Origin of the sequence: Amycolatopsis melonis (genome assembly GCF_040064235.1) — a bacterium.
In the GTDB taxonomy this organism is placed as follows: Bacteria; Actinomycetota; Actinomycetes; order Mycobacteriales; family Pseudonocardiaceae; genus Amycolatopsis; species Amycolatopsis melonis.
In genome coordinates, this window is record NZ_JBDZYD010000001.1 from 60,915 (window position 1) to 85,237 (window position 24,323).

Genomic DNA, 24,323 nt, shown 5'->3' on the forward strand with positions numbered 1-24,323 from the left:
TCCTATTCGTAGCTGATCGAAACCTCGTCGGTGACCGGCAGCGCCTGGCAGGCCAGCACGATGCCGTCCGCGATGTCCTCGGCGTCCAGCACCTCGTTGTGCAGCATCTTCACCTCGCCCGACAGCAGACGGCACGCGCACGCGCTGCACTGCCCCTCACGGCACGAGTACGGCGCGTCCATGCCGTCCTCCAGCAGCCGGTCCAGCAGCTTCCGGCCCCGCGGCCAGGACAGCGTCCGCGTCGTGCCGTCCAGGGCCACCGTCAGCGACGCGGGCGCGGCCTCGGACGCCGGTTCGTCCTCAGTGGACGGCTCGAACGGATTTCCCGACAGCGACGTGAACTTCTCGATGTGCACCCGCTCCCGCGGCACGCCGAGCTGCCCGAGCGCCTCGCGCGCCGCCGCCATGAAGGGCGCCGGGCCGCACAGGAACGCCTCGTGCGAGGTGTAGGCCGAAGCCAGCCCGCGCAGCTGCGCGACGTCCGGCAGGCCCTGGACGCTCTCCAGCCAGTGGATGACGACCAGGCGGTCCCCGTACCGCTTCGCCAGCGACGCCAGCTCGCCCGCGAAGATCACCGAGCGCTCGTCGCGGTTGGCGTAGACCAGCACGACGCGCCCGGAGCCCTGCTCCAGCACCGTCTTGAGGATCGCCATCACCGGCGTGATGCCGCTGCCGCCGGCGAACAGCAGGAAGTCCTCGTCCACAGAGGACGGGCAGAACACCCCGGCAGGCGCCAGGACGTCCAGGGTCATCCCCGGCTTCAGCGAAGAGCAGAGCCAGCCCGACCCGTACCCGCTGTCGGTCCGCTTGACCGTCACCTGCACGCGGTTCTCGTGCGGCGCACTCGACAGCGAGTAGCAGCGTGCCACCGAACCGGTCTGCTCGCTGGGAATCCGCAGGGTCAGGAACTGGCCCGCCGTATAGGAAAACGCCGAGGCGTGCTCGGGCGGGATCTCGAAGACGACCGAGCGCGCGTCCGGTGTCTCGACGACGACGTCGGCCACCCGCAGCGTGTAGACCCGCTCAGCCATCGGCCACCGCCAGTGTCCCTTCGCGGACCGCGTCGGCGATGCTGTCGGCCAGCTTCGGGCACGTGTCGAGCAGCGCGCTCGGGACGTCCGCGTCGGCGAACACCGGGCAGCTGTCGGCGGGCCGGGTCGTCCACTGAATACTCGTGTGCTGGATGCTGTTCTTCTTCACCAGCACGCACGTCCCGCAGCTGCGGCACTCGTGCGGCCGCAGCCCGCCGGAGAGGAACTCGGTCTGCTCGGCGGTGGTCACACTTCCGCCTCGGTCTTCTGCCGGGCCAGGTTCTCCGCGACCTCTGCCGCCCACGCCTCGTTCGCCTTCGTGGTGTCCACTTCGAACTCGAAGCGCCGGGTCATGTCCTCGGTGACGTCGGCGGCGTCGACGTAGAACTGCTGGTACCACCGGCGCAGCTGGTAGACCGGACCGTCCTCTTCGCACAGCAGCGGGTTGTCGATCTGCGTCTTGTGCTTCCAGATCTCCACGTCCTGCAGGAACCCGGCGCCGATGCCGCGGGCCAGCTTCGCCGCGATCTTGTCGGCGTGCTCGTCGGAGATCCCCGGCAGCTTCTTGACCTTCATGCCGTACTGGAGCACGAACGACGTCGGCGTCACCGGGTAGTGGCAGTTGATGAGCACGCTCTCGATCTCGTAGCCCTGGAACGAGTTCACCAGCTTGTTGATCATGTACGACGGCCCGAAGTACGACGCCTCCGACCGCAGCAGGTTGTCCTCGCCGCCGTAGTTCGACGCCATCCCCATGTCCGGGCGGCCCTTGGTGTTGAGGTACTGCGTGGCGATGTGGCCCTCGAAGACGTTCTTGAAGTACGTCGGATAGGCGTAGTGGATGTAGAAGAAGTGCGCCATGTCGACGACGTTGTCGATGATCTCGCGGCAGTTGGAGCCGTCGATGAAGATCTCGTCCCAGGTCCAGTTGCTCCACTCGGGACTGTCGGCCGCCTCGATCCGCGGGATCGCCAGTTCCGGCGGCGGCGGGTTGCCCTCCGGGTCGTGCCAGACGAGCAGCTGCCCGTTGCGCACCTCCGCCGTCCACGACCGCGTCCGCGCGCGCAGCGGAACCCGCTTGGCGTAAGGGATCGCGACGCACTTGCCGTTGCCGTTCCAGCGCCAGTCGTGGAACGGGCAGGCCACCTCGTCGCCCTTGATCGTGCCCTGGGTGAGGTCGCCGCCCATGTGCCGGCAGTAGCCGTCCAGCACGTGCAGCTCGCCGCGGCTGTCGGCGAAGACCACGAGCTTGGTGCCGAACGCCGTGACGGCGTGCGGTTTCCCGTCGCGGAACCGCTCGGCAAGGCCGAGGCAGTGCCAGCCGCGGGCGAACCGGGTCGGTGGCTCACCGGCGTAGATGGTGCGTACCGAGTCCTGCGTCATCGCTCGCCTCCCGTGGTGCCTCGATCTTCGTGCGCCAGCCGCGTCGCCGCAAGGTAGCCGAACACCATGGCCGGGCCGATGGTCGCGCCCGGCCCGGCGTAGGTCCGGCCCATCACGGCCGCGCTGACGTTGCCCGCGGCGAACAGCCCGGGCACCACCGAGCCGTCCTCGCGCAGCACCCGCGCGTGCTCGTCGGTGCGCAGCCCGCCCTTGGTCCCCAGGTCGCCCGGCACGATCTTCACCGCGTAGAACGGCGCCTTGTCCAGCGGGCCGAGGCTGGGGTTGGGTTTGTTCCGCGGGTCGCCGTAGTAGTGGTCGTACCGGCTGACCCCGCGGTGGAAGTCCTCGTCGACGCCCCGGCGCGCGAAGCCGTTGAAGCGGGTCACGGTGGCTTCGAGGGCGGCGGCGGGCACCTCGATCTTCGCGGCCAGCCCGGCCAGCGTCGACGACTTCGCCGCGATCCCGGCCTTGAACCAGCGGCCCGGCAGCGGCTGGCGCGGCCCGATGCCGGTGAACATGTACCGGTCGCGGTAGCGCTGGTCGAACACCAGCCAGGTCGGGATGTGCTCGCCCGGCCCGTCGCCGTCGCCGTACATGGCGTGGACGGCCTCGACGTAGGGCGCCGACTCGTTGACGAACCGCTTGCCGTGCGCGTCGACCATGAGACAGCCCGGCCGCGACCGCTCGGCCAGCGCGAACCACGGCCCGCCGGTGAGCGGCAGGGTCGGGCCCCACCAGGCGTCGTCCATGAGGTCGAGTGCCGCGCCGAGCTTGAGGCCCGCGGTGATGCCGTCGCCGGTGTTGGCGGCCGCGCCGACGGTCCAGTCGGTGCCGATCGGCGCGCGCTGGTACTTCTCCCGCATCTCCAGGTTCTGCTCGAACCCGCCGCTGGCGAGGATCACGCCACGCCGGGCCCCGAGGACACCCTGGGCGGTGACGACGCCGGTGACGCGGTCGCCCTCGACCTGCAGATCCAGGAGCGGAGTGTTCAGCCGGACCTCGACCCCGGCCCGCGCGAGGCCGACTCGCAGCCCGGCCGCAAGCGCTTGCCCCATGCTCAGCAGCCGCTGCCCGCGCACGCGTCCCACCAGCCACTGCCCGCCCAGGGACAGCAGCCGGACGGTGCCGCGCGGGTGCCGGGCCAGCAGGCTCAGCCAGCGGTAGTCCGCCTGGGTGATCGGCACGCCGAGCGGGGGAGCGCTGTACGGCGGTTCGAGGTGGGCCAGCTCGGCGCCGAGCAGCCTGCCGTCGAGGGCGACCGGCTCGACCGACCGGCCGCCGGGCCGCCCGCCGGGGGCCTCGGGGTGGTAGTCGCTGTAGCCGCGGACCCAGCGGAACCGCAGCGGGGTGTGGTCGCAGACGAACTTCAGCACCTCGGGGCCGTGGGCGAGGAACGTGTCGCGCCGGCTCGCGGGGACGACGTCGCCGACGATCGCGGCGAGGTACTCACGCGCCCGTTCGGGTGGTTCGTCGATCCCGGCGGCCCGCAGCGCGTGGTTGCCGGGCAGCCAGACCCCGCCGCCGGACCGCGCGGTCGAGCCGCCGAAGCAGGCGGCCTTCTCGCACACGACGACGCTCAGGCCGTGGTGGGCCGCGGCCAGCGCGGCGGTCATCCCGGCGGCGCCGCTGCCGACCACGACGACGTCGAACTGCTCCGTCATGCCACCTCACTTGCAACGTGTTCCACGAAATGAGTACCCAGTTGGGAGCCGCTTCGGTCACCATAGACGAGAACGTGTTTCAGTTCTAGGGTAACGACCATGGACGCACTCGTCGCGGACGTGGTCATCGTGGGGTTCGGGGCGGCCGGCGCCTGCGCCGCCCTGGAGGCGGCCGACGCGGGCGCCGACGTCGTCATTGTCGAGCGCTTCGCCGGGGGCGGCGCCAGCGCGGTCAGCGGCGGTGTCGTCTACGCCGGGGGCGGCACCCGGCAGCAGCTCGACGCGGGTGTCGACGACTCCGTCGACGCAATGTACGCCTACCTGCGGCTCGAGACCGGTGACGTCGTCTCCGAGAAGACGCTCCGGCAGTTCTGCGAGGGCAGCCGCGAGATGATCACCTGGCTGGAGGGCAACGGCGTGCCCTTCGAAGGCAGCCTCTGCCCGTACAAGACGTCGTATCCCAGCGACGCCCACTACCTGTACTACTCCGGCAGCGAGGCCGCGGGCGGGTTCCGCGACGCGGCGAAGCCCGCGCCGCGCGGCCACCGCGTCAAGGGGCCTGGCACGTCGGGGAAGCTGCTGATGGCCCGGCTCAAGGCGGCCGTGCGTGCCCGCGGCATCCGGGTGCTGACGCAGACCACCGCGCGGGCGCTGCTCCGCGACGGCGACGGCCGCGTCACCGGGCTCGTCTGCGACACGCTGAGCGACGCGCCCGCGTGGGTGCGCGCCCGGCACCAGCGCTTCGCGCAGTATGCCGCGAAGCCCGGGATCTACGTGCCCGCGCTGCGGAAGTCACTGCACCGCCGGGTCGAGCGGTTCGAACGCGCGCACGGCCGTGAGCTGCGGATTTCCGCGCGGCGCGGGGTCGTGCTCGCCGCGGGCGGGTTCATCGCCGACCGGGACATGGTGCGCGAGCACGCGCCGAAGTACCGCGGCGGGCTCCCGCTCGGCACGTCGGCCGACAACGGCTCGGGCATCCGGATGGGCGTCGAGGCCGGGGCGGCGACCGGCGAGCTGGGACGCATCTCGGCGTGGCGGTTCATCACGCCGCCGAGCGCGTTCCTCGGCGGGATCATCGTCGACGCCGCGGGCCGCCGGGTCATCGACGAATCCCGGTACGGCGCCGCCGTCGGTGAGAAGCTCATCGAGGACCACGAGAGCAAGGGCTGGCTGCTGGTCGACGCGCCGATCGTGGCGGAAGCGCGGCGTGACACGAAGGCGCAGAGCCAGTGGTTCCAGGGGCTGCAGCTGCGGTACCTGCTGCGCCGGGGCCGGGTCGTCGGCGCGACGGTCGAGGAAGTCGCGCGCCGGGCCGGGGTCGACCCGCAGGGCCTGCGCGCGAGTGTCGAGGCTTATCACGGCGAGGAGGATCCCGCGGGTAAGCCGGCGGAGTTCCGGCGGCGGCTCGAAACGCCGCCGTTCTCGCTCATCGACATCTCGGTGCGGCCCAACCTCGGCTATCCGACGCCGATGCTGACCCTCGGCGGCCTGGTCGTCGACGAGGACACCGGCGCGGTGCGGGACACGGCGGGGGAGCCGATCCCGGGGCTGTACGCCGCGGGCCGCACCGCGGTGGGAATCTGTTCCAGGTCCTACGTCAGCGGTCTGTCGCTGGCCGACTGCGTGTTTTCCGGCCGCAGGGCAGGGATCAACAGTGCCCTGGCGCAGGGCGTTCTCGACAAAAACGAGAACGTGTTCTAGTCTTGCGGCGTAGCGAAACGAGAGAGGAACGCGCATGAGCGAGCAGGTGATCGCCGGGGTCCGGGACCTCCTGCCGGTCCTGCGGGAACGGGCCCAGGACACCGAGGACGCGCGGCGCGTCCCCGAGGAGTCCGTCAAGGCCCTGCAGGAGACCGGGTTCTTCAAGCTGCTGCAGCCGAAGCTCCACGGCGGTGCCGAAGCCGACCCGACGACCTTCTACACCGCGGTCAAGCTGATCGCCAGCGCGTGCGGGTCCACCGGCTGGGTCGCCTCGATCCTCGGCGTCCACCCGTGGCACGTGGCGTTGTTCGACGCGCAGGCGCAGCAGGAGGTCTGGGGTGAGGACCAGGACGTGCGGATCTCCTCGTCGTACGCGCCGATGGGCAAGGCCGAGGTCGTCGACGGCGGTTACCGGCTGTCCGGCCGGTGGAGCTTCTCCTCCGGCTGTGACCACTGCACGTGGGTGCTGCTCGGCGGGCCGGCGTTCAAGGACGGCAAGCCGGTCGACTTCTGCACCTACCTGCTGCCCATCGCCGACTACACGATCGTGGACGTCTGGGACACCGTCGGCCTGCGCGGCACCGGGTCGAACGACATCGTCGTCGAGGACGTCTTCGTGCCGCAGCACCGGGCGCTGAGCTTCATCGCGACGTCGAAGTGCAAGGTGCCCGGCCAGGCCGTCAACCCCGGGCCGCTGTACCGGCTGCCCTACGGCTCGGTGCACCCGACCACCATCACCGCGCCGATCATCGGCATGGCGCAGGGCGCCTACGACGCGCACGTGGAGCACCAGCGCAAGCGCGTGCGGGCCGCCTACGCCGGTGAACAGTCCAAAGAGGACCCGTTCGCCAAGGTCCGGATCGCCGAGGCGGCCAGCGAAATCGACGCCGCGTGGCTCCAGCTGACCCGCAACATCGAAGAGCTGTACGAACTGGCCAAGCGCGAGCAGCGGCTGCCCGCCGACCTGCGGCTGCGTGTCCGGCGCGACCAGGTGCGCGGCACCGAACGCGCCATCGCCGCGATCGACCGGCTCTTCGAGAACTCCGGCGGCCGCGCGATCCAGCGCGGCACCCCGATCCAGCGCTTCTGGCGCGACGCGCACGCCGGCCGCGTCCACGCGGCCAACGACGCCGAGCGCGCCTACGTCATGTTCGGCACCGGGGCCTTCGGGCTCCCCGTCGAGAATGCGATGTACTGATGGCCCCGGAAGGAAAGTACGTCCAGGCAGGCAGTCTTAGGCTGCACTACCACGAGTTGGGCGCCGAGCACGCGGAGACGGTCGTCCTGCTGCACGGCGGCGGGCCGGGCGCGTCGGCGTGGAGCAACTTCGGGCGCAACCTGCCGGTGTTCGCCAAGCACTACCGGACGATCGCCGTCGACCAGCCCGGCTTCGGCCGCTCGGACAAGCCGACCGAGCACCCGCAGTACTTCCGGCACAGCGCCGACGCGGTCGCCGGGCTGATGGACGCGCTCGGCATCGAACGCGCCCACTTCGTCGGCAACTCCCTCGGCGGCGGCGCGGCCGTCAGGTTCGCGCTCAACCACGGGAAGCGCGCCGGGCGGCTGGTCCTCATGGGACCGGGCGGGCTGAGCGTCAACCTGTTCGCGCCCGATCCCACCGAAGGCGTCAAGAATCTCGGTAAGTTCGCCGCGCATCCCAGCCGCGAGCGGATGGAAGCGTTCCTGCGCATCATGGTGCACGACCAGTCCCTGGTCACCGACGAGCTGATCGACGAACGCTTCGCCGCGGCGAACACGCCCGAGTCACTGGCGGCCATGCGGGCGATGGGGATGTCGTTCGCCCAGCCGGACACCTACGAAGAAGGCCTGCTCTGGCGCGAAGTCCACCGCCTCCGCCAGCGTGTCCTGCTGGTCTGGGGACGCGAGGACCGCGTCAATCCCCTCGACGGCGCCTTGGTCGCGTTGAAAACCATCCCGCGCGCGCAGCTGCACGTGTTCGGCGGCTGCGGGCACTGGGCCCAGCTGGAGAAGTTCGACGAGTTCAACCGGCTGGCCCTCGACTTCCTCGGGAGTTCCTGATGGGCATCCGGTCACTGGGCTACCTCCGCATCGAAGCCACCGACATGGCCGCGTGGCGCGAATACGGCCTCAAGGTGCTCGGCATGGTCGAAGGCAACGGCGAAAACCCCGACGCGCTCTACCTGCGGATGGACGACTTCCCGGCCCGGCTGGTCATCTCACCCGGTTCCGCGGACCGGCTGGCCGTCACCGGCTGGGAGGTGGCCAACGCGGGCGAGCTGGCCGAGCTGCGGTCGCGTTTGGACAGTGCGTCGGTGCCGTACAAGGAAGGCACGCCGGAGGAACTGGCCGACCGGCGCGTCGACGAGCTGATCAGCTTCGACGACCCGTCCGGCAACACCCAGGAAGTGTTCCACGGCGTCGCGCTGCAGCACCGGCGCGTGGTCAGCCCGTACGGCCACAAGTTCGTCACCGGCGAGCAGGGCCTCGGTCACGTCGTGCTGTCCACAAAGGACGACGAGGCGTCGCTGCGGTTCTACCGCGACGTCCTCGGCTTCCGGCTGCGCGACTCGATGCGGCTCTCGCCGCAGCTGGTCGGGCGGCCCGCCGACGGGCCACCGGCGTGGCTGCGGTTCTTCGGCTGCAACCCGCGGCACCACAGCCTGGCGTTCCTGCCGATGCCGACGCCGTCCGGGATCGTGCACCTGATGGTCGAGGTGGAGAACACCGACGACGTCGGCCTGTGCCTCGACCGCGCGATCCGGCGGAAGGTCCCGATGTCGGCGACGCTCGGGCGGCACGTCAACGACCTGATGCTGTCGTTCTACATGAAGACCCCCGGCGGCTTCGACGTCGAGTTCGGCTGCGAAGGCCGCCAGGTCGACGACGACAACTGGATCGCGCGCGAGAGCACCGCGGTTTCCCTGTGGGGCCACGACTTCTCCGTCGGCGCGCGGCCGCCGGGATCATGACCGCCGTGACGGTCGGCCAGGCCGAGTTCCGCAGCGTCCTCGGGCACTTCTGCACGGGCGTCACGGTCGTCACCGGACGGCACGGCGACACCCTGGCCGGGTTCGCCTGCCAGTCGTTCGCGGCGCTGTCGCTCGACCCGCCGCTGGTGCTGTTCTGCCCGGCACGCACGTCCCGCAGCTGGCCGGTGCTGGCGGCGGCGGGCAAGTTCGCGGTCAACGTGCTGGCCGAGGACCAGCAGGAGGTCAGCGCGGTGTTCGGCGCCCGCGGCGAGGACAAGTTCGCCCGCGTGGGCTGGACCCCGGCGCCGTCCGGGGCGCCGCTGCTCGACGGCGCGCTGACCTGGATCGACTGCGCGCTGGAGACCGTGCACGAGGCGGGCGACCACTACGTCGTGATCGGCCGGGTCACCGCGCTCGGCGCGCCCTCGGACGCGCGGCCGCTGCTGTTCCACCGCGGCCGGTACGCGGTGACCGAGCCGGCGCAGGACGCCCTCGCGGCGCTGATGCCGTGGCCGCGTCCCGACGACTGGCTGTGACTGCCGGTCGCACATCCGGGTGGTTGTGCACGGTTTCACAGGTGGGCCGCATCCCATTCGCAAGAGAAAGCCGAGGTGCCGCGCGCACACTGGACCCGAGACGACGGTTTCCCGGGGAAGGAGTGTGCCGCGCATGCGTGGGCCCAGCGGACGGATCGCCCGGTTCCGGCGCCGGTTGCACCCCGGCCGCAACCCGCTCGCCCGGACCGGCGACCGCGTCGAGGCGCTCCTGCTGCTCCTGGTGATCGCCGGCGCGATGCTGGCGATCCCGTTCGCGGCGGCGTTCGGGTCCCAGACGTACGCGACGCAAAGCGCCCGGGCCATCGAGGAACGCGCAACCCGCCACCAGGCCACGGCCATCTCGCTCGGCACGGCCCCCGCCCAGCCGTACAGCACCGACGGCGCGGGCGCACCGGCCGACCAGACGACGGTCCGCGCGGCCTGGTTCGACACGCACGGCAACCGCCACACGGGCGACGTCCTGGCCGACGCGGGCAGCCCGGCCGGAACGCGGATCCCGGTCTGGCTCGACCAGCGCGGCGAGCTGGCGGCCGAACCCCTGTCCCCGGCAACGTCGACGGCCGACGGCATCTTCGCGGCGCTCCTGCTGTGGATCGCGATCACGGGAGCGTTGGCGGGGCTGTACGGCGCGGGCCGGTTTGTCTTGTCCCGTCTTCATGCGGCGGCGTGGGATCGGGCCTGGGCGCAGGCTCGGCACGACAGCCGCTTCTGAGCCGTTACGGCTTGGCCGCAGTGAGATAGCGCTGGATGGTGGGTCCGAGCCAGTCCACGATTTCCTCACGGTCGAGCGCCATGGCTGCCGGAAACCGCAGCACGTAACGGGTCAGCGCGAGTCCCAGCACGGTTGAGGAGCACAGCGCCGCCCGGGCCGGCGCCTGGTCCGGGTCGGGGCACACCCGGCGGGCCAGGGGGATCAGCTGGTCGCGCAGCACGCCTTGCATGCGTTCGGCGGCGGCCGGGTCGGTCGCGCCGATCCGGATCAGGGCGGTGAGCTGCTCGTTTTCCTCCCACAGCGTGAGGAACCGGCGGACCAGCGTGTGGCCGATCGCCTCGCGTGGTTCGACGGGCAGGCCGGGCAGCCCCGGGTCGATCGAGACGGCCGCCGCGAACAGGCCCGCCTTGTTGCCGTAGTAGCGCATCACCATCGACGGGTCGATCTTCGCGTCGTGGGCGATGGCCCGGATGGTGGCCTTCTCGTAGCCGTCGGCCGCGAACCGCTCGCGGGCCGCGGCGAGGATCGCGGCGCGGGTCGCGTCGGAACGCCGGGCGGCCTGGTGGTTCTCGGTCATGCCCACAAGTGTAGGCCAACGTGTTGACATTCCCTCGCCGGTGGTTCTAGTGTTGCCAACACGTTGGCCAACACGTTGGCAAACGCCGCCGAGTGAAAGGAACCCCCATGGCCAAGCTGCAGAGCCTTGACCCCGATACGCCGATGTTCGCGCAGTTCAAGGAGGAGACCGGGCCCGTCGTCCTGGCCAACACCTTCGTCGTCCCCGAGGAGCGGACCGAGACGTTCCTCGCCCTCTTCCGCAGGCAGGCCGAGTTCATGCGGGCCCAGCCCGGCTTCGTCTCCCTGCAGCTGCACCGGGGGACGGGAGGCAGCAGGCTGCTGATGAACGTCGCGGTCTGGGCCTCGACCCAGGCCCTCGCGACGGCGCTCGCCCACCCGGAGTTCCAGCGCGTGGCGGCCGAGTTCCCCGGCGACATCGTGTCCTACCCGCACGTCTTCGAGCAGATCGGCGTCTGATGACCGTGGAGCTGAACCGGCGTCGAGCCGCAAGGCTCCCGGGGCACCTACTTCCGCGATCCCGACGGGCACCTCATGGAAATCCTCACCCCGGGCGGCGCGGCCGCGTCCTCGACCACCACCGGAGAACCGCCATGTCGCTGACCAAGTTCACCACCGTCCTGGCCGCCGCCGTCGTCCTGTTCACCCTCTACCTCGGGGTGTCCTTTCGTCCTGCCCCTCGGGACGACGTTCCCGGGCCTGCCGGACTGGCCCGCCGACGGCAGCGGCTTCCCGGCCGTGAAGGGCAGCCGGGAACTCGCGATGGGCCTGGCCATGGGCATCCTGCTGGTGACGGGCCATCGCCGCGCGCTGGGGTGGGTGCTGCTCTTGGTGGCCGTCGCGCCGTTCGGCGACATGGTCACCGTCCTGGCCCACCACGGCTCCGCGGCCACCGCGTTCGGCGTCCACGGCCTGACCGCGGCGCTGATCGCGGTCACCGGGGTGCTGGTCCTGCGCGAGACCGGCGGCGTCACTTCCAGCGGAAGTGCACGAACACCCGGCCGAAGTTGTCCTTGTCCTTCTCGACCCGGTGGTACAGCGCCTTGACGTCCTTGCGGTCGAGGAACCGCAGGACGTGCTTCTTCAGCTGGCCGGAGCCCTTGCCCGGGATGATCTCGACCAGCGGTGCCTTCTTGGCGACGGCCTCGTCGATGACCGCGCGCAGCGCCCGGTCGATCTCGCCGCCGCGGTTGTAGATGTCGTGCAGGTCCAGCTTGAGCTTCACACGCCCTCCCGGGCTCGTCGACGTGACGGAAGGGCCGACACGCGTGACAGAAGGGACGACACGCCGGAGACGGGCCGTGTCGACCCGGGGATCACGCGTGTCGGCGTGGGAATCACAGGGTCTGCCACCAGCCGTCGACCGGGGGTGGGGCGCTCACGTCGACGCGTTCACCCGGGCGGGGGATCGCCACCGGGAGGTCCGCCGCCTTCGCCTCGCGCCACACCCGGTCCGCCGGCTCGCCCCACGGGTGCATCGCCAGCTGGAACGTCGCCCAGTGCACCGGAACCAGCAGCTTCGCCCGCACGTCGAGGCCGGCCGCGACGCCTTCCTCCGGCGTCATGTGGATGTCCGGCCAGTGCGGGGCGTACGCGCCGACCTGGATCAGGGCCACGTCGAACGGCCCGAAGTCCGCGCCGATCCGCGCGAATCCGGGGAAGTACCCCGTGTCGCCGCTGTAGTAGACCCGGTGGTCCGTGCCCAGCAGTGCCCAGGACGTCCACAGCGTGTCGTCGTTGGTGATGCCGCGGCCGGAGAAGTGCTGGGCCGGGGTCGCCACGAACCGGACGCCCGCCACCGTCGCCTCTTCGTGCCAGTCCAGCTCGATGATCCGGGCGGCGGGGACGCGCCAGCGTTCCAGGTGCGCGCCGACCCCGAGCGGCACCAGGAACGGCGCGTCCGACGCGGTCACCAGCGCGCGGACCGTCGCCAGGTCCAGGTGGTCGTAGTGGTCGTGGGAGATCACCACCGCGTCGATCCGGCCGAGGCCGGACAGCGGCACCGGCGGCGCGTGCAGCCGCCGCGGCCCGGCGAACGCCGCCGGGGACACCCGGTCGCTCCACACCGGGTCGAGCAGCACGCGCGCGCCGTCCAGCTCGACCAGCGTCGACGCGTGGCCGTACCAGGTCAGGTGCAGGCCGTCGGCCGACAGCACCGGCTCCGCTGCCACCAGCGGCACCGCGCCGGCCGGCTTGCGCAGCTCGCGGTGCTCGCCGAAGAACATCTCGCGGAAGATGGTCCGCATCGCCGCCGCGGTCATCGGGTGCCGCGGCGCGGCGTTGCGGAACACCTTCCCGTCGAACTGCGGCGAGGAGCGGATCCGCTCGGCCCGCGTCCCGGCCGCCTTCGCGCCGAACGCCGCCGGCAGGTCCCGCAGGGCCGCGAACGTCTTCCTCATGGGTTCGAGTCTACGAACGCTTCCTGAGAGGCGCCCCAGCTTCGTGCAGGTGGGTGAGCGCCTGCCGGTAGGACTCGGCCAGGCTCGTCTGCAGGTAGGGCACGCCCAGCTCGGCGCAGTAGGCCTGGACGATCGGCTGCGCGCGCCGCAGGTGCGGCGACGGCATGCTCGGGAACAGGTGGTGCTCGATCTGGTAGTTGAGGCCGCCGAGCGCGACGTCGGTGAGGGCGCCGCCGCGGACGTTGCGCGACGTGAGCACCTGCTTGCGGAGGAAGTCCAGCTCGGCCGGGCCGGTCAGGGTCGGCATGCCCTTGTGGTTGGGCGCGAAGATCGATCCCATGTAGACACCCCACAGTCCTTGGTGGACGGCGAAGAACAGCAGGGCCATGCCCGGGCTCAGCACGGTCAGCAGCGCGCCGAAGTACAGGACGAAGTGCGCGGCGAGCAGCGTGGCTTCGAGGCCACGGCGGCGCAGCCCCGGCCGCCGCACCGCGCGGATGCCCGACCAGTGCAGGTTCAGGCCTTCGAGGGTGAGCAGCGGGAAGAACAGGAACGCCTGGTACCGCCCGATGAACCGCGGGACGCCGCGGCTGGCGCGGGCCTGGTCCTTCGACCACACCAGGATGTCCGGGTCGACGTCGGGATCCAGCTCTTCGTGGTTCGGGTTGGCGTGGTGGCGGGTGTGCTTGTCCATCCACCAGCCGTAGCTCATCCCGATCCCGAGGTTGCCCGCGAGCATCCCGGCGATCTCGGCCGGACGGCGGCGGCGGAAGACCTGCTTGTGCGCGACATCGTGGGACAGCAACGCGATCTGGCCGAACATCACGGCCATGAACGCCGCGACGGCGAGCTGCCACCACGAATTCCCCAGCAGCGCGAAGGCCACCCAGCCGCCGGCGAACAACGCGGTGACGAGGGCGATCCGGGCGGTGTAGTAGCCGGGACGGCGCTCCATCAGCCCGGCGGCGGCAATGCGGTGGCTCAGCCGGGCGAAGTCACTCCCGGCGCGGTTCTCTGTGGTGGTCACGCCCCCGAGTCTTCGCGACCGGGGGTGCCGCCGGAATCCTGCGCGCCCGAGGCGGTTTCCGGGGGCCAGCCCTACCGGCCGCGCTGGTATGCGCGGCCCGATGTGGCGTGAGCGTGAGCTGAAAGGCGCTTTCCTGGCATCCGATGCGACGAAAGTCCCTTTCGCTGCACCAGGTGAGACGAACGTCCCTTTCAGCCCGCTCACGGCAAGCCGCGGCAGACCACCCAAACGCGGGGCCGGCCCTACCGGCCGCGCTGGTATGCGCGGCCGGCACGGGCATCAGGCCCCGACGTACTCCGCGAGGTGCTTGCCCGTCAGGGTCTTGCGGGACTTCACCAGCTTCGCGGGCGTGCCCTCGAAGACGATCCGGCCGCCGTCGTGGCCGGCGCCGGGGCCGAGGTCGATGATCCAGTCCGCGTGGGCCATCACCGCCTGGTGGTGTTCGATCACGATCACCGACTTGCCCGCGTCGACCAGCCGGTCCAGCAGGCCCAGCAGCTGCTCGACGTCGGCAAGGTGCAGGCCCGCCGTCGGCTCGTCGAGGACGTACACCCCGCCCTGCTCGCCCATGCGCGTCGCCAGCTTGATGCGCTGGCGCTCGCCGCCGGACAGCGTCGTCAGCGGCTGGCCCAGCGTCAGGTAACCCAGCCCGACGTCGGACAGGTGCGTCAAGATCTTGTGTGCCGCCGGGGTTTTCGCCTCGCCGTCGCCGAAGAACGCCTCGGCCTCCGTCACGGACATCGCGAGCACCTCGCTGATGTCGCGGCCGCCGAACTTGTACTCCAGCACCTCCGCCGAGAACCGCTTGCCGTCGCACACCTCGCACGGCGTCGCCGTGCCGGCCATGATCCCGAGGTCGGTGTAGACGACCCCGGCGCCGTTGCAGTTGGGGCAGGCGCCCTCGGAGTTGGCGCTGAACAACGCCGGTTTCACGCCGTTGGCCTTGGCGAACGCCTTGCGGATCGGCTCCAGCAGGCCCGTGTACGTCGCGGGGTTGCTCCGCCGCGAACCGCGGATGCCCGTCTGGTCGATCGCGACCACGCCCTCGCGCCCGGCCACCGACCCGTGGATCAGCGAGCTCTTGCCCGAGCCCGCGACCCCGGTCACCACGACCAGCACGCCGAGCGGGATGTCGACGTCGACGTCCTGCAGGTTGTGCGTCGAGGCCCCGCGCACTTCCAGGACACCCGACGGCGTGCGCACCGACTCCTTGAGCGACGCGCGGTCGTCCAGATGGCGCCCGGTGAGCGTCTTGCTCTTGCGCAGTCCGGCCACCGTGCCCTCGAAGACCACCTCGCCGCCCGCGGAACCCGCGCCGGGGCCGAGGTCGACGACGTGGTCGGCGATCGCGATCGCCTCCGGCTTGTGCTCGACGACCAGGACCGTGTTTCCCTTGTCCCGCAACTGGATGAGCAGGTCGTTCATGCGCTGGATGTCGTGCGGGTGCAGGCCGATGGTCGGCTCGTCGAAGACGTAGGTGACGTCGGTCAGCGACGAGCCCAGGTGCCGGATCATCTTGGTGCGCTGGGCTTCCCCGCCCGAAAGTGTCCCGGATGGACGGTCGAGCGAGAGGTAGCCGAGCCCGATCTCGACGAACGAGTCGAGCGTGTGCTTCAGCGCGTCCAGCAGCGGCGCCACCGACGGCTCGGACAGCTTCGCCACCCACGCGGCGAGGTCGCTGATCTGCATCGCGCACGCGTCGGCGATGCTGATCCCCTCGATCTTCGACGACCGGGCCAGCTCGGTCAGCCGCGTGCCGTCGCACTCGGGGCACGTCTGGAACGTCACCGCGCGCTCGACGAACGCCCGGATGTGCGGCTGCAGCGAGTCGACGTCCTTGGACAGCATGGACTTCTGGATCGTCGGCACCAGCCCCGAGTAGGTCAGGTTGATGCCGTCGACCTTGATCTTCGTGGGTTCCTTGTACAGCAGGTCGTTCAGCTGCTTCTTGGTGAACTTCTTGACCGGCTTGTCGGGGTCGAAGAAGCCGCAGCCGCGGAAGATGCGGCCGTACCAGCCCTCCATGCTGTAGCCGGGGATGGTGATCGCGCCTTCGTTGAGCGACTTGTTCTCGTCGTACAGTGCGGTCAGGTCGATGTCGTTGACGCGCCCGCGGCCCTCGCAGCGCGGGCACATGCCGCCGGTGATGCTGAAGCTGCGGCGCTCCTTGACCTGCCGTCCGCCCTTCTCGATGGTGACCGCGCCCGCGCCGCTGATCGAGGCGACGTTGAACGAAAACGCCTGCGGTGAGCCGATGTGCGGGGTGCCGAGCCTGCTGAAGAGGATGCGCAGCATCGCGTTGGCGTCGGTCGCCGTGCCCACTGTGGAGTGCGGGTTGGCGCCCATCCGTTCCTGGTCGACGATGATCGCGGTGGTCAGGCCGTCGAGGACGTCGACGTCGGGCCGGGCCAGCGTCGGCATGAAGCCCTGCACGAAGGTGCTGTAGGTCTCGTTGATCAGCCGCTGCGACTCCGCGGCGATCGTGCTGAACACCAGGGAGCTCTTGCCGGAGCCGGAAACCCCGGTGAACACGGTCAGCCGCCGCTTCGGCAGCTCGACGCTGACGTCCTTGAGGTTGTTGACGCGGGCGCCGTGGACGCGGATCAGGTCGTGGCTGTCGGCGGCGGGCTTGCTCATCGGGGTTCTCCAGCTTTCGGTTGGTTCAGCGCAGTTCTTGGATGCGGACGAGGTTGCCCGCGGGGTCGCGGAAGGAGCAGTCGCGGATGCCCCACGGCTGCTGCGTCGGCTCCTGGACGACCTCGGCGTCGCCGGCCTGTACCCGTTCGAAGGTGGCGTCCAGGTCGTCGGTGGCCAGGTTGACCGCGGCGAAGCTGCCCTTGGCCATCAGCTCGGTGATGGTCCGGCGTTCGTCGTCGGACAGCTCGCCGTAGGCGGCCGCGGTCGGCTGCAGCACGAGCGAGGTGTCCGGCTGGCCGGGCAGGCCGATGGTCAGCCAGTGCAGGCCGCCGTACTCGACGTCGTTGCGCACCTCGAAGCCGAGGGTGTCGCGGTAGAAGGCCAGCGAGGCCTCGTGGTCGTCGTGGTTGAGGAAGGTCTGGTGGATGGTCAGGCTCATGGCGGTCACGCTACTTTCGGCGCCAGGCACCGGGCTTCTCGATTCCTGACCGCTTCGACCGCCCGCCGGTAGCCTGCCGGGGTGTGCCCGTAGGCCTCCCGGAACCGGCGGACGAACTGCGCGACCGGCAGGTCGATGCTGCGGGCGAGCGCTTCGACGTCGAGCGGCTGGGCGTGCTCGCGGTCGATGCGGTCGCGGATCCGGCGCAGCAGCGTCAGTTCCCGCAGGTGTTCCCGCGCGGCGATGCTCAGGCTCAGGCACATCCCGGTTCCCCTTTCGGTGGCGCGCCCGTGCCGGGCGCCTCCGTGGTCAGCGCAGCTCCTGGATGCGCAGCAGGTTGCCGGCGGGGTCGCGGAAGGAGCAGTCGCGGATGCCGTAGGGCTGGTCGACCGGCTCCTGCACGACCTCGGCGCCGCCGTCCCGCAGCTTGGCGAAGAGGGCGTCGAGGTCCTTGGTGGCGAGGTTGACCGCGGCGTAGGTGCCCTTGGCCATCATCTCGTTGATCGCGCGGCGCTCGTCGTCGGTGAGGCCGGGGTAGGCGGCCACCGGCTGCAGCACGATCGCGGTGTCGGGCTGGTTCGGCGGGCCGATGGTGATCCACTGCATGTCGCCGTACTTGACGTTCTGGCGGACCTCGAAGCCGAGCAGGTCGCGGTAGAAGGCGAGCGACGCTTCCGGGTCGGTGTGCGGCAGGAAGCTCGAGTGAATGGTGACGTCCATGGCCGTCACACTATGTGTGCGCCCCCGGTCGCGCTTCTCGATTCCTGATCGGCCTGGTGACCTGCTTGGCCACGCACGGCGGCATCCCGACGGTCGCCGCGGCCTGCTGCTCGCGGTAGACGCTCGGCGGCATGCCCACCAGCTCGGCGAACCGGGTGCTGAAGGTACCCAGCGACGAGAACCCGACGGTGAAGCAGACCTCGGTGACGCTCAGTTCCCCCTGCCGCAGCAGCGCCATCGCCCGTTCGATCCGGCGGGTCATGAGGTAGGAATACGGTGACTCTCCGTAGGCCTTCCGGAACTGCCGGCTGAGATGCCCGGCGGACATGTTCACGCCCCGCGCCAGCGCCTCGACGTCGAGGGGCTGGGCGTATTCCCGGTCGATCCGGTCCCGGACCCGGCGCAGCAGCGCGAGGTCGCGCAGGTACTGCGCCGAGGGGGAGGAACTGCTCACGGGGGAATCGTGCCACACCGGACGGGTCGCCGAGCGCCCCAATGTGGCCTTCGGTGCGTTGAGCGCACCCAAGGCCGCCTTGGGGCGTGGGGCATCGCGTGTCTGGCGGGGCATCACACGTGACCAGCGGGGCCTCACGCGTGTCTGGCAGGGCATCACGGTCAGCGGAGGGTCGGGCGTGCCACGGCAGGCGGACGTCCAGCAGCTGCGCCGGAACCGGGAACCAGCGGAGGCCGAGCGCCGTGCCGTGGTGCTCCACCAAGTGCTGGGGCAGCACGGAGTCGCGGTGAAGACCGTCCCGGGGGTTCCCGTTCCCCCGGGACGGCCGTGCACCGGTGCAACCCCGACCGCGGACCGTGGCGTTCCCCGGCGGCATACCCTTCCGCCGGGCCACCCCACGGCCCGCCCGCCCCGGCGGGCGGACCCGCCGCGGCGTTCGGCCCCGGGCCCCCGCCCGGTGCGCCGGAAGAAGGTCACCCCGGGGGCGTCGGGTTCCCTCGGGATGACCTTCTCCCGGCCCGCCGGGCGCTCGCTGCTTGTCACGGACGCGAGGCGGGCAGGGGGACGCTGGGGCCGGCCACCACACCGCCCAGCCGCGGAGGGGGCGTGGTGACCGGCAAGGGACGGAGGCCGCCGCGCGCAGCCCCGCCCCGGCTTTCACCTCCCCATCGGGATGGCCATCGTCGGCAGCGCACCCGCGGGCAGCGACTGCGCCGGCAGCGCCGTCGTGGGCAGCGACTGCGCCGGGAAGGCCGTCGTGGGGATGTCGTTGGCGAACTCGCTTTCGAACTCGCGCTCGAAGGCCTGCTGGTCGAAGCCGCTCTCGAACTCCGGCGGCACGTCGGCCGCCAGCGCGGCCAGCGACGGCTCGACCTCCGGCGCCGCGGGCGCGGGCTCCGGCTCGGGCACGTAGTCGGGCGCGGGGAGCCTGCGGTCCAGCTCGGCCATCCAGTCGAGCATCGCCCGCGGCTTGTCCCACGAGGAGATGCCGACGAGCCGCCCGTCGCGGATGAAGCCGGTGATGCCGTCGGCGAGCGACACGGTGTCCTCGGCCAGCGACGGCATCCCGCACATCTGCAGCCGCGTGTCGTACAGCGTCGACCACGCGCGGGGGAGCGGGGTGAACGGCCGCGCGCTGGAGTGCCCCATCAGCAGGTTCTCCGCCGCGTGCCGGGCCGACTCGACGGCGTTGATCCAGTGCTCGACCCGCCGCGGGACGTCGTCGAAGCGCAGGTTGGGCCAGCGCGCGATGTCCCCGGCCACGACGACGTCGGACGCGCCCTCGGCGAACAGCTTGGCGTCGCAGAGCACGCCGTCGCTGATGTCCAGCCCGGAGCCGCGCATCCAGTCCACCGACGGGACGCTGCCGATGGCGAGCACGACGACGCTGGCGACCAGCAGCTGGTTGTTCGTCAGGTGCAGCCCGACGGTGTCCTTCGTGCTGATCCAGTGCCGGACCTCGCTGCGCATCGCCAGCTTCGCGCGGTGCTCGTGGTGTGCCTCGACGATGCCGCTGGAGACGCGGTCGCCGAAGCGGTGCAGCGGCGCCTTCGCGTGCCCGACCAGGGTGACGTCCCGGCCGATGTGCCGCATGCTCGCGGCGAACTCGTTGCCGATCAGGCCGGCGCCGATCACCACCGCCGGCTTCTTGCTGGCGTGCAGGCAGCGCCGCACCGCCATCGAGTCCTCGACCGTGCGCAGGATCCGCACCCGCGGGTCGTGCCGCGGCGCACCGGGCAGGTGCCGCGGGTAGACGCCGGTCGCGGCGATCAGGCCGTCGTACCAGAGGGATTCGCCGCCGGGCAGGTGTACGACCCGCTCGACGGTGTCCAGGTGCGTCACCCGCGCGCCGAGCCGCCAGTGCACGTCGAGGTCGGGCAGGTAGTGCGAAAGGCCCACGTCGCTGGGCCGTTCGGTCCCCATCACCAGCGCCTTGGAGATCATCGGCCGGTGGTAGGGCCGCCGCGCCTCGTCGCCGATGAGCACGATCTCGCCGTCGAAGTTCAGTTCCCGCAGGCGTTCCGCGGCACGCAGCCCGGCGACGCCCGCGCCGACGATGACGATCCGGTCGCCGTCAGCCATCGAGGTCCCCTCTCATCACGACCGCCTGCATCGGGCAGCAGCGGGCGGCCATCTTCGCCTGTTCGATGGTGTCTTCGTCCAGCAGCCGCTTGCGGAAGCGCAGGCGGCCGTCCTGGCCGAGGTCGAACACGTCGGGCGCTTCCATGGCGCAGATGCCGTAGAGCTCGCACCGGTCGTTGTCGACGCTGATCCGGGGCCCGCCACCGGGCATGCGGAGCGGCATGTCAGACCACCTGCTCTTCCACGAGCCCGATGCGTTCCAGCGTCCGGGCGGGCATGAACCGCAGCATCGACACCGTCACGGCCGGGACGAGCAGCGTGATGCCGCCCAGCCAGACGACCGAGAGGTGGCCGTTGGCGATGGCGCCGAACCAGGAGTGGATCGCGATCAGCCCGACCGCCGGGTACGCGCAGCGGTGCAGCCACAGCCAGCGCCGGTAGGAGGTGAAGCGCTGCAGGCCCGCGGTGAGGAAGATGGCCAGCATGACCTCGAACCCGACGATGCCCGCGAGGTGGCGGGCCTCCTGGCCGGAGCCGAACGGGACGAACATGTAGGCGAAGCTGTACGGGTCGATGGTCAGGTAGGTGAAGCCCAGCGCGTGGACGCCGCCGAAGATGATCGTCGCGGTGGCCAGCACCATGTGCGTGCTGCGCAGGCCCTTCCGGCCGGTGACCGAGCGGATCCAGCCGGTCGCGGTGAGCACGCCCCAGGTGAGCGTCAGCATGGCGGCCGCGTACGACGTCCGGGCGGCGAAGGCCGCGAGACCGCGGGCCGCCGGGTCGGTCTTCGGCTGGAACTGCTGGGTGAGGAAGATCGTCGCGTCGTGCCAGGTCTCAACCATGGCTACCCCCGGTTCTCGCGGCGGCCGGCCGGGAGGCCCTGGCCCGGCCGCGGTTGCCCTTGATCTGGCGGAGCACGTAGAACAGCCCACCGCCGACCAGCAGGAACAGTGCCCCGACGACGGCCATCTGGGACGTGTCGAGGCCGAGCTGGATCCCGGCGGGCGCCGCCGTGGTGGAGACGGCGGGCGCGGGAAGGGCGGTGTAGTCGACCATCCCGGTGCTCTCGAGCATGGTCATGTGCCGCATCACGGCCTGGTTGCCGACGGTGGCGAAGGCGCGCACGTCGTCGTTGCGGGTGCCGGCACGCAGCTGCGCGAGCACGGCGAACACCTGGCCGTGCGCGGCGCGCAGCCGGTTGGCGAAGACGCGGTCGAAGGCGGGCCCCGGCGGCGCGGCCATCTCCTCGGCCAGCCAGCCGAGCTGCTCGGCGGAGGGCTGGTCGGGCACCGGCGAGTTCAGCTTCTGCGACAGCGCGCGGGTGGCCACGTCGAGGCGGCCGTGGTCCATCATGATCGCGAAGCCGACCTTCTGGACGATCGGGCTGCCCTTCTCCATCGCCATCATGCCCGAGGGCATTTCCCACAGGCCTGCCTGGCGGACCTTGGTCAGCAGCACGGCGTCGGTGTCGGAAACGGCGTTGGTCTGCGCGAGCGAGGCCGACCCCGGCGCGAGCAGGGTCAGCACCGTGGCCAGCACGAACAGGATCCGGACCAGGGGCCGGGAGCGGTCGAGGACCGACGGCGGCTCGAACTCCAGCCCGGCAAGCTCAGACGCCGAACGCATTTTGCCTCCACTCGTCCTGGGTCAAGGTGATCTTCCTGCCGTCCGGCGCGATCGGGTACCACGCCTGGTCGAGGCCCTGGCCGGAGGTGTCGGCCGGTTCGCTGTCGCCGGTGAAGTGGTAGAGCGGCCAGCCGGCGAGGGTGAGCTGCTGGGTGCCGTCGTCGCGGGTGACCTGCCCGATCAGGGTCTGGTCGACGTCGATCGGCGCGAGGTTGCCACCGGCCTTGACCGGGATCCACTTGGCGGCGCACGCGCCGGTGCAGTTCGACCGGGACGGGTTCGGGGTGTCGCGGTCGTAGCGGTAGATCGTGTAGCCGGTCCCGTCGACGAGCAGCAGTCCCAGATCGAACGTCTTCGCGGCCCTGAGCTGGCTTTTCGCCGGGTTGTTCGGGTCGGCGGTGATCGACTGCGGCATCGGGTAGGTGGCGGGGCCCTGCATGCCGGGCATCTGCATGCCTGCGGCGCCGCCCGCGGCGTACCCGCCGCCGCCGGACGTGGTCGCGGCACCGGCGGTACAGGCGGTGAGCAGGGTGAGTGCGGTGAGGCACACGGCGGCGGGAACCACCGGTCGGGGAATGCGGATCACTGCTCCTCCGTGGGGCATGACTACGCGCTGTAGGGTGGGGTACAACGGAAAAGCGCGCGAAAGATCCACAGTGGACATTCGGTCCGGTGTGGATGCGGAGCGTTGCGGGGGACAACGCCTTGTCGGGGTCTTCGGTAGGGGATACGGACACGGTCCGGAAACGGTTCAAAAAAGTTTTGCCCCCACGAAAGCGGCACGGGGGACTGGACGTAGGCCGTCCGGCCCACCAGGATGTCCCGCGTGGGACGGCACACCCGAGCGCTCAGATCCGTCGCAGACCCCGAAGCCGTCGCCGACGCTGGCGACGCCCACGACGATCTGGCGAAAGCGCTGTACCAGGAGTTCGGTGGCTCCCTCATGGCGTTCGCGCTGCGCCTGACCGGCCAGGACCGGCAGTGGGCCGAGGACGTCGTGCAGGAGACGCTGATCAAGGCGTGGCGCAACGCCGACAAGCTCGACCGGCAGCCGGAGATGCTGCGGGCGTGGCTGTTCACGGTGGCGCGCCGGATCGTCATCGACGGCTGGCGCAGCCGCAGCGCCCGTCCCCAGCAGATCGAAGAGATCGAGTCCGACGCGATCTGCGTCCCCGACGAATCGGACCGCACGCTCGCCGCGATGATCGTTTACGAGGCACTGCAAGGTCTTTCGCCCGAGCAGCGGGAGGCCATCCAGCAGACCTACCTGCGCGATCGCACCGTGAACGAGGTCGCGGCCACCCTCGGCGTGCCACCGGGCACGGTCAAGTCCCGCATCCACCACGCCGTCCGCGCGCTGCGCCGTGCCCTTCGCGAGCGGGGGTGAACTGAGCGTGGCCGGGTCCGCACACACCGATGTCGCCGCGTACGTGCTCGGCGTCCTCAGCGAGGCCGAGAACGCCCAGTTCGAGGCCCACCTGATGAACTGCCCGCACTGCCAGCTCGACCTGATCGAGCTCTACCAGCTGCCGGACGTCCTCGACCTGGTGAAACGCAGCTGGCCGGAGCCGCCGATGCCGGCACCCGGCCCGCGGACCCTCTCGCCGGGGCCGCGCGTGCTGCGGGGCCTGATGGAAGAGGCCGCGGTCAAGCGCCGCCGCCGTCGCCGCATCGGCATCCTCGCCGGCGCCGCGGCCGCCGCGGCGGTCATCGCCGGCCCGCTGGTGACCCTCGCCGTCCGCCCGGCCGACGCCGTGCCGCCCGCGTCGCTGTCCGCGCCCAGCGGCAAGCAGGCGCTGCCGGTGACGAGCCCGCCGGCGACGTCGACCGCACCGCCGTCCACCCCGGCGGGCCAGCCGGGCGGCGGCCAGACCTACGGCCGCGGCAGCGGCGGGTCCGCGGTCAGTGCCCTGATCACCGTCTCGCCGGTGGAGTGGGGCAGCCGCGTCGAGCTGGAGCTGCGCGGGATCGTCGGCCCGATCGACTGCGAGCTGGTCGCGGTGTCGACGTCCGGAGTGGACCGGGTGGTGTCGAGCTGGACGGTGCCGCCCAAGGGATTCGGCATCCCGGGCTCGCCGGAGCCGTTGCGGCTGCAGGGTTCCACCATGCTGCCGATGGACCAGATCGGCCGCTTCGAGGTCCGCGGCGGCGACGGCACGGTCCTCGTCGTCGTGCGGCGCTGACATCCGCTCGGGTGGTCTGCCGCGGCTTGTCGTGAGTGACCTGCGGCGACGCTTCCGGGTTGCGTTCCGGTAGATAACGAACAGATAACGGGCCGGTCGCTTTTGAACCTCGCGGCCCTGGGGTCCGTATCCCCCAATGCATCCCCCGATGCATCCGAAGCGCCGGAGCCGTCCGCACAATATG

Annotated in this window: 28 protein-coding genes; 10 read left to right on the top strand and 18 right to left on the bottom strand. The window is 71.0% G+C overall.

Translation table 11 applies throughout. The annotated features are described in order from the left end of the window. Positions 1 to 2 precede the first annotated feature (2 nt). The 4 genes from ABJI51_RS00285 to kstD are packed head-to-tail and all read right to left on the bottom strand — an operon-like array spanning position 3 to position 4,075. The gene (locus tag ABJI51_RS00285) at positions 3 to 1,031 is read right to left on the bottom strand and encodes a 2Fe-2S iron-sulfur cluster-binding protein (protein ID WP_348946766.1); all 1,029 of its coding nucleotides are present in this window, start codon (positions 1,029 to 1,031) and stop codon (positions 3 to 5) included. After that, complete coding sequence (locus ABJI51_RS00290) at positions 1,024 to 1,281, bottom strand: hypothetical protein (RefSeq protein ID WP_348946767.1); 258 nt, start codon at positions 1,279 to 1,281, stop codon at positions 1,024 to 1,026. The genes ABJI51_RS00285 and ABJI51_RS00290 overlap by 8 nt, the downstream gene beginning before the upstream one ends. After that, positions 1,278 to 2,414, bottom strand: a complete 1,137-nt coding sequence (locus ABJI51_RS00295) for a 3-ketosteroid-9-alpha-monooxygenase, oxygenase component (RefSeq protein ID WP_348946768.1) — start codon at positions 2,412 to 2,414, stop codon at positions 1,278 to 1,280. Before ABJI51_RS00295 ends, ABJI51_RS00290 begins: the two co-directional genes overlap by 4 nt. Then, entirely contained in the window at positions 2,411 to 4,075 is a 1,665-nt protein-coding gene (gene kstD / locus ABJI51_RS00300) for a 3-oxosteroid 1-dehydrogenase (RefSeq protein WP_348946769.1), read from the bottom strand. The genes ABJI51_RS00295 and kstD overlap by 4 nt, the downstream gene beginning before the upstream one ends. Positions 4,076 to 4,174: 99 nt before the next feature. On the opposite strand from kstD, the gene ABJI51_RS00305 reads away from it, so the two are divergent. The 6 genes from ABJI51_RS00305 (at position 4,175) to ABJI51_RS00330 (ending at position 9,996) form a co-directional block, all read left to right on the top strand. Further along, on the top strand, positions 4,175 to 5,776 hold the full coding sequence (locus tag ABJI51_RS00305; RefSeq protein WP_348946770.1) for an FAD-binding protein: 1,602 nt from the start codon (positions 4,175 to 4,177) through the stop codon (positions 5,774 to 5,776). 34 nt (positions 5,777 to 5,810) lie between these two features. Continuing rightward, complete coding sequence (gene hsaA, locus ABJI51_RS00310) at positions 5,811 to 6,974, top strand: 3-hydroxy-9,10-secoandrosta-1,3,5(10)-triene-9,17-dione monooxygenase oxygenase subunit (protein WP_348946771.1); 1,164 nt, start codon at positions 5,811 to 5,813, stop codon at positions 6,972 to 6,974. Continuing rightward, a complete protein-coding gene (gene hsaD / locus ABJI51_RS00315; RefSeq protein ID WP_348946772.1) occupies positions 6,974 to 7,816 on the top strand; it encodes a 4,5:9,10-diseco-3-hydroxy-5,9,17-trioxoandrosta-1(10),2-diene-4-oate hydrolase in 843 nt (280 codons plus the stop codon). The genes hsaA and hsaD overlap by 1 nt, the downstream gene beginning before the upstream one ends. After that, entirely contained in the window at positions 7,816 to 8,727 is a 912-nt protein-coding gene (gene hsaC / locus ABJI51_RS00320; RefSeq protein WP_348946774.1) for an iron-dependent extradiol dioxygenase HsaC, read from the top strand. The genes hsaD and hsaC overlap by 1 nt, the downstream gene beginning before the upstream one ends. Beyond that, complete coding sequence (gene hsaB, locus ABJI51_RS00325; protein ID WP_348946775.1) at positions 8,724 to 9,263, top strand: 3-hydroxy-9,10-secoandrosta-1,3,5(10)-triene-9,17-dione monooxygenase reductase subunit; 540 nt, start codon at positions 8,724 to 8,726, stop codon at positions 9,261 to 9,263. The genes hsaC and hsaB overlap by 4 nt, the downstream gene beginning before the upstream one ends. A gap of 133 nt (positions 9,264 to 9,396) precedes the next feature. After that, positions 9,397 to 9,996, top strand: coding sequence for an Rv1733c family protein (locus ABJI51_RS00330; protein ID WP_348946776.1), 600 nt, complete (start codon positions 9,397 to 9,399; stop codon positions 9,994 to 9,996). 4 nt (positions 9,997 to 10,000) lie between these two features. Here ABJI51_RS00330 and ABJI51_RS00335 read toward each other — a convergent pair whose 3' ends face one another. Further along, complete coding sequence (locus tag ABJI51_RS00335) at positions 10,001 to 10,573, bottom strand: TetR/AcrR family transcriptional regulator (protein ID WP_348946778.1); 573 nt, start codon at positions 10,571 to 10,573, stop codon at positions 10,001 to 10,003. 107 nt (positions 10,574 to 10,680) lie between these two features. On the opposite strand from ABJI51_RS00335, the gene ABJI51_RS00340 reads away from it, so the two are divergent. Together ABJI51_RS00340 and ABJI51_RS43520 are read left to right on the top strand one after the other, a co-directional pair. Further along, positions 10,681 to 11,031: an antibiotic biosynthesis monooxygenase family protein gene (locus tag ABJI51_RS00340; protein WP_348946780.1), complete on the top strand. Its 351-nt coding sequence runs from the start codon at positions 10,681 to 10,683 to the stop codon at positions 11,029 to 11,031. A gap of 240 nt (positions 11,032 to 11,271) precedes the next feature. Then, positions 11,272 to 11,619, top strand: coding sequence for a DUF4267 domain-containing protein (locus ABJI51_RS43520; RefSeq protein WP_431605562.1), 348 nt, complete (start codon positions 11,272 to 11,274; stop codon positions 11,617 to 11,619). Here ABJI51_RS43520 and ABJI51_RS00345 read toward each other — a convergent pair. The 13 genes from ABJI51_RS00345 to ABJI51_RS00405 all read right to left on the bottom strand — a co-directional run bounded on the left by ABJI51_RS00345 (position 11,543) and on the right by ABJI51_RS00405 (position 22,542). Then, on the bottom strand, positions 11,543 to 11,797 hold the full coding sequence (locus ABJI51_RS00345) for a Smr/MutS family protein (protein WP_348946781.1): 255 nt from the start codon (positions 11,795 to 11,797) through the stop codon (positions 11,543 to 11,545). The two genes, ABJI51_RS43520 and ABJI51_RS00345, sit on opposite strands and share 77 nt — an antisense overlap. A gap of 112 nt (positions 11,798 to 11,909) precedes the next feature. Continuing rightward, positions 11,910 to 12,971: an MBL fold metallo-hydrolase gene (locus ABJI51_RS00350; RefSeq protein WP_348946782.1), complete on the bottom strand. Its 1,062-nt coding sequence runs from the start codon at positions 12,969 to 12,971 to the stop codon at positions 11,910 to 11,912. A gap of 10 nt (positions 12,972 to 12,981) precedes the next feature. Further along, positions 12,982 to 13,998 (bottom strand): fatty acid desaturase family protein, encoded by a 1,017-nt coding sequence (locus ABJI51_RS00355; protein WP_348946784.1) that lies wholly within the window; start codon positions 13,996 to 13,998, stop codon positions 12,982 to 12,984. A gap of 279 nt (positions 13,999 to 14,277) precedes the next feature. Further along, positions 14,278 to 16,635 carry an ATP-binding cassette domain-containing protein gene (locus ABJI51_RS00360; protein ID WP_348946785.1) on the bottom strand — a complete coding sequence of 786 codons (2,358 nt, stop codon included), beginning with the start codon at positions 16,633 to 16,635 and terminating at the stop codon, positions 14,278 to 14,280. Between the two features lie 25 nt (positions 16,636 to 16,660). After that, positions 16,661 to 17,074, bottom strand: a complete 414-nt coding sequence (locus ABJI51_RS00365) for a VOC family protein (RefSeq protein WP_348946787.1) — start codon at positions 17,072 to 17,074, stop codon at positions 16,661 to 16,663. Between the two features lie 5 nt (positions 17,075 to 17,079). Further along, the gene (locus tag ABJI51_RS00370) at positions 17,080 to 17,337 is read right to left on the bottom strand and encodes an AraC family transcriptional regulator (protein WP_348946788.1); all 258 of its coding nucleotides are present in this window, start codon (positions 17,335 to 17,337) and stop codon (positions 17,080 to 17,082) included. 46 nt (positions 17,338 to 17,383) lie between these two features. Further along, positions 17,384 to 17,794 (bottom strand): VOC family protein, encoded by a 411-nt coding sequence (locus ABJI51_RS00375; RefSeq protein ID WP_348946790.1) that lies wholly within the window; start codon positions 17,792 to 17,794, stop codon positions 17,384 to 17,386. Positions 17,795 to 17,804: 10 nt separating this feature from the next. Beyond that, positions 17,805 to 18,248 carry a helix-turn-helix transcriptional regulator gene (locus ABJI51_RS00380; RefSeq protein WP_348946792.1) on the bottom strand — a complete coding sequence of 148 codons (444 nt, stop codon included), beginning with the start codon at positions 18,246 to 18,248 and terminating at the stop codon, positions 17,805 to 17,807. Positions 18,249 to 18,905: 657 nt separating this feature from the next. After that, positions 18,906 to 20,330: an NAD(P)/FAD-dependent oxidoreductase gene (locus ABJI51_RS00385; RefSeq protein ID WP_348946794.1), complete on the bottom strand. Its 1,425-nt coding sequence runs from the start codon at positions 20,328 to 20,330 to the stop codon at positions 18,906 to 18,908. Next, the gene (locus tag ABJI51_RS00390) at positions 20,323 to 20,553 is read right to left on the bottom strand and encodes a ferredoxin (RefSeq protein WP_348946795.1); all 231 of its coding nucleotides are present in this window, start codon (positions 20,551 to 20,553) and stop codon (positions 20,323 to 20,325) included. Before ABJI51_RS00390 ends, ABJI51_RS00385 begins: the two co-directional genes overlap by 8 nt. 1 nt (position 20,554) lies before the next feature. Beyond that, positions 20,555 to 21,172, bottom strand: a complete 618-nt coding sequence (locus tag ABJI51_RS00395; protein WP_348946797.1) for a ferric reductase-like transmembrane domain-containing protein — start codon at positions 21,170 to 21,172, stop codon at positions 20,555 to 20,557. Next, positions 21,165 to 21,956, bottom strand: coding sequence for a DUF4142 domain-containing protein (locus tag ABJI51_RS00400; protein WP_348946798.1), 792 nt, complete (start codon positions 21,954 to 21,956; stop codon positions 21,165 to 21,167). The genes ABJI51_RS00395 and ABJI51_RS00400 overlap by 8 nt, the downstream gene beginning before the upstream one ends. After that, a complete protein-coding gene (locus ABJI51_RS00405) occupies positions 21,940 to 22,542 on the bottom strand; it encodes a hypothetical protein (protein ID WP_348946799.1) in 603 nt (200 codons plus the stop codon). The genes ABJI51_RS00400 and ABJI51_RS00405 overlap by 17 nt, the downstream gene beginning before the upstream one ends. Positions 22,543 to 22,782: 240 nt before the next feature. On the opposite strand from ABJI51_RS00405, the gene ABJI51_RS00410 reads away from it, so the two are divergent. Both ABJI51_RS00410 and ABJI51_RS00415 read left to right on the top strand, forming a co-directional pair. Further along, positions 22,783 to 23,343, top strand: coding sequence for a sigma-70 family RNA polymerase sigma factor (locus tag ABJI51_RS00410; RefSeq protein WP_348946800.1), 561 nt, complete (start codon positions 22,783 to 22,785; stop codon positions 23,341 to 23,343). A gap of 7 nt (positions 23,344 to 23,350) precedes the next feature. Continuing rightward, positions 23,351 to 24,139 carry a zf-HC2 domain-containing protein gene (locus tag ABJI51_RS00415; protein ID WP_348946801.1) on the top strand — a complete coding sequence of 263 codons (789 nt, stop codon included), beginning with the start codon at positions 23,351 to 23,353 and terminating at the stop codon, positions 24,137 to 24,139. The last annotated feature ends 184 nt before the right edge of the window (positions 24,140 to 24,323 follow it).